The sequence below is a fragment of the uncultured Gimesia sp. genome, from assembly GCF_937919775.1.
In the GTDB taxonomy this organism is placed as follows: domain Bacteria; phylum Planctomycetota; class Planctomycetia; order Planctomycetales; family Planctomycetaceae; genus Gimesia.
Genome location: NZ_CALFPF010000574.1, coordinates 1 through 3,542 on the forward strand (window position 1 = coordinate 1; position 3,542 = coordinate 3,542).

The following is a 3,542-nucleotide window of genomic DNA, read 5'->3' on the forward strand; positions in this document are numbered from 1 at the left end:
AGGAAGTTTTGCCAGATAATATTTTATCACAAAACAGAGGGACTTATTCTCAAGTATCGTCTTTCATTTACAGGAAGATGAAAGAACTCAGAGAATCCCTAGAGTCTTCTCGAATTCCTATCTGGAGCAAAGCCTATATTTTGACAATTTCGCATCCAGCGGCAGAATTTGCCGATCGAAAGCACTTTCGCTGCTCAAGCCCCCTCGTAGAGGGAAGAGGTTACTCTTCAGAGTCACTCTCGATTTCTTCATAGTCCGGCAGGATTTCGTAACCCATGAGCATCTCAATTTGCTCCGCCAGCAGACAAAGTCTGCCCAGTGCGCGATGGTTCAAAGCCATGAGATTTTCGAACAGTCTTTCCGCGGCCCCGAGCAGATCTCCCGGATTATTTGACTCAGGTGCACGCGACAACGCAAAATCCGCAATGCTGATATCAACTTGAGAATGCTCGAAGGGATAGGGATGTCTTTTAAAGCGACCATGAATGGCATTCAGGAGGGTTTCCATTTTTCCCATTTCTGAAATCACAATTTCACAATATTTTTCATCATTCCGTTTCTGCTCAAAGAACTGCAGCAAGACCTGAAATGAAACACAGTTCATATGCAGTTCCCATAAAGGCGCGATCTGGGAATTGGTCATCTGCAGCGTTAACAGCAACGGACGCAGATCACTTTCCCATTCTGCAGCTTCGGGAATTTTTGCCTGCACTTTGGGTACCAGGAATAACTGCAATGCGCGTTCCAGCCTTTTTACGATGAGTGACTCGTATTTTTCCAGCTCGATTTTCAACTCACCTTTTTTACGATCAATGGCGTGAGTGGCATTGATCACTTTGTCAAAATTTGTCAGCGATTTTAAAAACCGGTCTTCTGATTTCAGCTTGAGATTTGCCCGCAGGGCCAGCGCCGCCACATTAACGCTTAAGGCCTTCGATTCAAATTCACGAAATTCCTCAACGAATGTTTTATACTTCAATCGATACTTGAAAAGTTTTTCCCGATAACTCTTTAATTCCAGTGCACATTGTTTGGCATCTTCAGGAACCTGGACGGCGTATTCCGAAATCTGCAGCGGCCGATTCGGATAAATGGCTCCCTGATAAAATCGTTGCACTGCCCGATGCGCTGTCTGTTCTTCTTCCTGCCGAATCAGTAATTCATCGATCGAGTGCAGATTTTCCCGCTTGATCTCTTTGCCAAAAACCCCATAATAAAAATCTCGCGTCACAAACTTCGCTTCACGAGGGAAATTACTCAACAGCACTGTCGCGGGCGCCTTGAGTCGAAAGACTCCCTCTGCCTCCTCGTTTTGTACGCTGGCAATTCGCTCCAGAGTGGCGGGGTGCGTATCAAACCAGCCTGTCTTTTCCTGCTTGATCCCGGCCTCCACTGCTTCCAGAACCTGAGCGGGAAGTTTGTTCAAATTGATATTGATCAGCGCAGGAAAATTATCAACGAGCCGCCCCTCGGCATAGAACTGACCTAAATCACTCAGCGCCCCCTGATTGGCCACTCCCAGCAGCGCCAGGCGTTTACTCGTAGCCGCAAAACAGCGACTGCCGACCAGCCGCGCCTCATACCGGTCTGCGTCAAACTCCATCTGCCGCATTAAAAAACCACTCACCAGATGGCCGACCATCATCAGCGCCCATAAAATTTTTCGTGTGAGCCAGATAAACAGCCGGGCAAGATACAAGATCCAACTGACGCGCAAATCGAGTGATTCTGAAAGATGCTCAAGTCGCTCATCCCAGTCGTCGCGCTCGTAGACCACTCGCAAAAACCACATGTTGATACTGCGAATGATAAACGAAAGTCGCATCCCGGCCCCTTGCGAAAAGTGGCCGAACTCATGTGCCAGCACACCGGAAAACTGTCGCAGAGACAACCCGGCAATCAGCGGCATGCCGATCGTTAAAACGAGGTCATTCCCAAACATGCTCAGCCAGCCCCGCCTGAAGCCGGCAGAAGCGTTGACCTGGATATCCAGATTAATCTGCACCGGACGAGGTGCGCCAACGGCATCACAGACATGATCGACAAACAGAAATAACAATGGTTCTTTTTCCCGTTTGAGAGAGCGAAACGACGATGAATGTGAGGGGCGCGAAAAAAGCGGCTTCAGCATAAATATAATCAGGATGACACCAACCACAATCGGCGCCAGATAGACCAGCGCCAGCAGGATCATTCCCTTCCCCCGATTGCGTGAAGAAGCACCGGAACCGGAATTGGCAACCTCAAACAGACTGAGCGAATTGACGGCATGAAAATACACGCCCCAGACCACCAGCCCAATGATCCCCAGATAAATCAGCGGTAACAGAATCATCACAACACTGACCAGCAGCGCATTCAGTCGATACAGCATCGTGGGTGACACAGGCTCAATATTTCCTTCAAAAGCCTGTATGATTTTTTGCGGCGTGAGTGCTTGCACTGCTTCTTTGGACGAACGTTTCTTCGAAACCCGCTTCGGCTCTGAGATATCTGTTTTGGCCGGATCTGTCGTTTTCTGTCTCTTCTGCAATCGCTCGGGAGAAGGGTCACTCATCGTCAATCCAGCCTTGATCCTGGCAGTACGGGTTTTATCCCAAAAGGTACACGAATGATCTAACGAACAGACCCCGTATTTAACATAGACTACGAATTCGATTTCAAAAAATCTACGTCTGAATCAGAACAATTGAGAATGTTCTGAAATCAAACCGCTGATGCCGGATCCTGCTGATAGAACAATTTCAAGGTCTCGTATAAATCTTCTGAGTACTCCCGCATCTGGCGCGGTTGTTCAAAAAAATGTTCTGAGCAGACAGCAAAGAATTCTGCAGGATTCGTTGCCCCGTAAGGATCAATGAATGTTGTATGTCCGTGCTGCAATTGCGCGACCAGGGATTGATACTCGGCTGTCATCACGCGGTTCCAGCGTTCATATTCTTCGGCGCTGTTGAGAGGCGGGGTTCCGTCAAACTGCCGATCAACGGCGTCGTAATAGTGTGCGAATTCATGGACCACTACATTCCGACCATCATCGGGTGTTTGTCCCCCTTCGTAAATGCTTTCCCAGGACAACACAATCGGCCCCTGCCCCCAGGATTCTCCCAGACGAAACGAAGTTCCTTCGGTTAAGACGCCGATCGAATTTAACAGCGACTCTTTAGCCACATAAGTATCGGGATAAACCAGAATCGTTTTGAGGCGGTCGAAACAGTCGCTCGCAAAGCCCAACGTCAGCAGACAAGCCTGGCCTGCAATGGTTAATTTGACCTCTTCGGTAATTTGAAAGCCATTACAGCCTTCCCAGTATTTTTCTTTCACGAAAATCTGCACGCGTTGATACAACAAGGCGCGCTGCTGCGCTGTCAGTTGCGAAAGTTGTGACACATTCTGATCCAGGATTGTTTTCCAGTGGTCCGGTATGGGAACAGCCAGAATTTTTTTGCGTCGACGATTGCGCCACCAGGTGAATAACATGAAAACCATCTCTCAGCAATGAATATAATAACGGATAATTGACGCTACCCGTTGATTTCATGAGC

General features: G+C 48.3%; 2 protein-coding genes. Both read right to left on the bottom strand.

The genetic code is table 11. The features are described from left to right. Window positions 1–220: 220 nt before the first annotated feature. On the bottom strand, window positions 221–2,557 hold the full coding sequence (locus Q0294_RS16540; RefSeq protein ID WP_299467665.1) for a M48 family metallopeptidase: 2,337 nt from the start codon (window positions 2,555–2,557) through the stop codon (window positions 221–223). Between the two features lie 149 nt (window positions 2,558–2,706). After that, the gene (locus Q0294_RS16545; RefSeq protein WP_299467667.1) at window positions 2,707–3,477 is read right to left on the bottom strand and encodes a M90 family metallopeptidase; all 771 of its coding nucleotides are present in this window, start codon (window positions 3,475–3,477) and stop codon (window positions 2,707–2,709) included. Between the last annotated feature and the right edge of the window lie 65 nt (window positions 3,478–3,542).

Coding starts and splice junctions, on each gene's coding strand:
- Q0294_RS16540 (WP_299467665.1), bottom strand. CDS start 2,557: ATGAGTGACCCTTCTCCCGAGCGATTGCAGAAGAGACAGAAAACGACA.
- Q0294_RS16545 (WP_299467667.1), bottom strand. CDS start 3,477: ATGTTATTCACCTGGTGGCGCAATCGTCGACGCAAAAAAATTCTGGCT.